The organism is Methylocaldum sp. 14B (assembly GCF_002005105.1).
In the GTDB taxonomy this organism is placed as follows: Bacteria; Pseudomonadota; Gammaproteobacteria; order Methylococcales; family Methylococcaceae; genus Methylocaldum.
In genome coordinates, this window is record NZ_MSCV01000062.1 from 1 (window position 1) to 4,093 (window position 4,093).

Here is a 4,093-nt window from a genome sequence, read left to right on the forward strand (position 1 = left end):
GGGATGACCGGACATCGCTGAGGCCGGGCATCTTTTCCCGCCGGTGGGGCCGTCAGCTGCCCGGTCCGGGTTCGGCCTTGTTGAGGAGGGTGCCGAGGAGGGGGGTGGTGTTGAGGTGGGCGAGGGCCTCTTCGAGTTCGGCGTGGGTGGTGCGGCCGGCCTCGAGCACCAGCAGGGCGGCGTCGACATGGGGGGCGAAGGCGAGGGCGTCGGCGGTGGTCAAGTGGGGCAGGTCGAACACCACGATGCGGCTCGGATAGCGGTGCTTCAATTCGTCCACCAGGCGCGCCATCTTCGGCGAGGCGAGGAGTTCCGAGGCATCGGGCAAGGGCCGGTGGCCCGGCAGGACGACGAAGCGGCCGATGCCCTTGGGGTTGATCAGCAGGCGCTCGATCGGCACATCGTCGAGGAGATAATCGCTGAGCCCGTACTGGGGGGTGAAGCCGAACGCGGTGTGGACGCTCGGATGGCGGAGATTGGCATCGACCAGGAGGACGGTCTGGCTGACGTCGAGGGCGAGGCTCAGGGCCAGGTTGATCGCGGCGACGGTCTTGCCCGCCTGGGGGGTGGGGCTGGTGACGGCGAGCGCGTTCCAGCCGCGCTCGCGGAGGATCTGCAAGACCTTGGTGCGGAGCACCTTATAGGCATCCACATAGGGGCCGGGCGGGTAGCCGGCGATGAGACGCTGGCGGCGCAGCACCTCGCGGCGGACCTCGATCGAGCGGGTGGTCGTGTACTCGATCCGCTCGGCGGGCGCCGGGGCCGCGGGCGATCCGCCGCGCGGACCGGGGGTGGGGGTTGCGAACGAAGGGGCAATCGATTCCATCACGGGCACTCCGGGTAAAACGAGAGACAGGGTTAGCCGAGGGCGGTGTCGAGCTTCCGAAGACCCCGGAACCAGAGCACATCCAGCGGGGTCCAGAACCAATGGATCAGGCACACGGTCAGGAGCAGGGCGCCGAACCCGAGGCCGGCCAGGATCAGGCGCTGGCGGCTCTGATCGATCGCGAGCTCATCGGTCGTGAGATACGGGACCACCGCGAGCGGGGCGGTGCCGACCAGGGCGGCGACGGCCCGGGCGGTGCGGACGGTCTGATCGAAGGTGGTGCGCAGCGCGATCGTGCCGACCGCGGCGGCGAGGCCCAACAGCAGGCCGAGGATGACGATCGCCGGGCGGTTCGGCTTGATCGGCTTTTCCGGCAACAGGGGCGGCTCGATGATGGAAAAGCGCTCGCCCTTGCTTTTGCGCTCCAGCTGCTCCCCGATCTGGGCCTCCATCTGCTTCGCCCTCAATTCCCGATAGCGGTTGGCGGCGTTCTCGTAATCCCGCATCAGGGCCAGATACTGGCGCTCGGTGTCCGGCGTGCGCTGCAGCCGGTCCTGGTAATCGGCCAGCTTCGCCGCGAGCTCGAGCCGGCGCTGTTTGAGCGCCTCGATCTCCTGGCGGGTGCTGGCTTTCTGGGCGGACAGATTCACATAGGCCGGATTGTCCGGCTGGCGGGCGGCGATCGCCCGCGCCGTCGTCTCGGCCGAAGGTTCGGCCAGGGCCTTTTCGTAAGCGGCGATCTTGGCCGTGACGGCGACGACATCGGGGTGATCGGGCGCATGGGTGTCCTCGAGCACCGCCAACTCCCCCTTCAGATGCGCGAGGGTCTTGACCGTGTCGAGCGCGTGATCGACCGGCCCGAGTTCGCGCTCCAGGGCCTCGATCTCGCGCCGCGCCTTCACGACATCCGGATGCTTATCGGCATACCGGCTGGTCAGGGCGACCAGCTCGGTCTCAAGGTGCTTCAACCGGTCCTGCTTGCTCAGAATGCGCTCCCCGGTGCCCGATACGATCGGCGTCTCCGGGGCGATTTGCGAGAGCTCCGCGTCCAGATAGAGGGCGCGCTCCTGGAGCGTCCTAAGCTGCAGATCGAGCGACTGAAGCTCCTGCTCGGTCTGCTGCAGGAACTGCAAATTCAGCGCCTTCTGCTCCGGCAGGGCGTACAGATGGGCTTCCTTGAACTGCGCCAGCGTCTGTTCCAGCTCGGTGACGTAGGCCCCGATCTGCTCGACCTCCTCGGTGAGGAAATCGGAGGCTTCCTGGGTCTTCTGAGTGCGCGTCTTCAGATTCTCCTCGAGATAGAGCGACGTGATCTCGTTGGCCACCCGCTGCACGGTATCGGGATGGCGGCCGTCGTAGGACAGGCTGAAGGCGATCGTCGCCTTGGTCGGATGGCCGGATTTGGGATCGATGACCTCCGCGCTGATCGGCTGGAAGGCGATATCCTCGCGCATCATCTCGACGATCTCGTCGGTGGTCTTCTTCTGGCGCTCTTTCGCATAAAGATCGAACTTCTCGACGATCGCGAGGAGATGCGCGCGGGTCATCACCCGCTGGCTGATCATCTGCAGCCGCTCGGCGGCATAACTCGTGATGGTGGAGCGGACCAGGTCGGACGGGATCTCCTGCTCCTCGATCAGAATCGTCGCGGTCGAGCGGTAGGTCGGCGGCAACAGCAGCGCGGTCAGGACGCCGAGCGTGAACAGTCCGCCCAGAATCGCGCCGAAGGCGGCGCGATGGCGGCGAAAGGTGGCGAGATAATCGCTGAGTGCTTTTTCTTCCATTGATCGGTCTCTCAAACTCAAAACTGGAATGGGTCGAAGTCGTACTTGAGCGTCACAAAGACGGCATGGGCCTCCTGACGGCCGGAAAACAAACCGCCGCGCTCCCCGAGATCGCGGAGGGTGTACTGATACGACGCGCCGAGGCGCCAGCGCTCGGTCACGGCATAAGACAGATCGCCGCCGATCCGGTAATACGCCTGGGTCAGGCGATCGCCGTTCGCATCGGGCAGCGACTGATCGGTGTAGGACAGATTCAGGGCGGCGTTCAGGCGCTCCGACACCTGCCGGCGGGCCGTGACCGTCACCCGATCCGACTCGAACAGGGTACCGTTGATCGAAGGGCTGATCTGATGGGCGTAATTCAGCTCGACGTCCCCGGTGTCGAAGCGCTGCCGCGCGCTCGCGGTGACCAAGGGGCCGAACTGGCGGTCCTTGAGCGTGACCGTCTCCTGGACCGTGACCGGCACCAGCAGCAGCGGGTCCAGGCTGACGATCTGAAAACCGTCGAGGCGCAAGGTTTCCAATTGAGTCTCCGAATCGCTGAACTGACCGCCGCCGGAGACGCCGACCTCGAGCGTCTCGGTCAGGGCGTACTGAAAGCCCGCCAGGGCGTTGAGATAATCGATCGCGCGCCGGTCGGCGCGATAGGCGGTATAAGCCAGCGTCCCCGAGAGCAACAAGCGTTCGGTCAGCTGATGCTCGAGTCCGGACGACGCCGTATGCGCGGTCGAACTGACAAAGGCGAACCCAGCCCGGGCCTCGTAATCCGAGGCCTGATACGCATAGCCCAGGGTCAGCCGGGTGCGCTCGTCCAGCGCATAGGTCCAGGACGGGGCGACGGTGGTTTCAGCCCGCTGCACGCGGGTCAACACGATTCCGACCAGGACATCGGACTGCGACGACAGCAGGGCGTCATCGGTATGGTTCACCGTGAGCGCCCAGCGCGACCGCTCGGTCGCATAATGGGCATCGAGGTCCAGATACTGATTCTGGGTGTCGATGGCGTCGATCGGCGTATAAAAAAGATTTTGCAGGCGCGCCCGGCTCTTCACCTGCCAGTGAGGCTCCGCCGCGACGAGCTGGGTGGTGAAGCCGAGATCGGTGCCGAAGACCGCCTGAGGATCGAGCCGGTCCGGCAACAGCTGGATATTGGAATGATACTGCTGGCTCACGCTGGCCGCCGCCTCGAGGTGCCAGTCCACGCCGAAGCTCGGGCGGGCGACGGCCATACCGAGCCCCACGCCGGCCCAGGCCAGCCGCTGAATCGTCCCCCGCATGCTCAGCCGCCTCGCGCGCGCCTGGGGCCGGCCGGATCGCGCCTCACGCGGGCCCGGCGCCTCAACGGACAACCACGACGTCGCCGTTCATCAGCAGAATGTTCTGCTCCAGGTCCTCGCCGGCGGCCACGGCGTCGTAATCGAACGGCAGGGGCGTGGTCTGATCGCCCCGTTGGCGGAGGATGGTGATGTCGTCGCGGTCGGCG

The 4,093-nt window shown here is 66.2% G+C and carries 3 protein-coding genes; all 3 read right to left on the reverse strand.

The genetic code is table 11. The features are described 5' to 3' along the window. Positions 1-52: 52 nt before the first annotated feature. From B2A78_RS25255 to B2A78_RS25265, 3 genes are read right to left on the reverse strand one after another with little or no spacing between them, the layout of a single operon-like run. Positions 53-826, reverse strand: a complete 774-nt coding sequence (locus tag B2A78_RS25255; RefSeq protein WP_240502682.1) for a CpsD/CapB family tyrosine-protein kinase — start codon at positions 824-826, stop codon at positions 53-55. 32 nt (positions 827-858) lie between these two features. Beyond that, positions 859-2,610, reverse strand: coding sequence for a GNVR domain-containing protein (locus B2A78_RS25260; protein WP_077732819.1), 1,752 nt, complete (start codon positions 2,608-2,610; stop codon positions 859-861). A gap of 17 nt (positions 2,611-2,627) precedes the next feature. Then, the gene (locus B2A78_RS25265) at positions 2,628-3,887 is read right to left on the reverse strand and encodes a hypothetical protein (RefSeq protein ID WP_077732820.1); all 1,260 of its coding nucleotides are present in this window, start codon (positions 3,885-3,887) and stop codon (positions 2,628-2,630) included. Positions 3,888-4,093 lie beyond the last annotated feature (206 nt).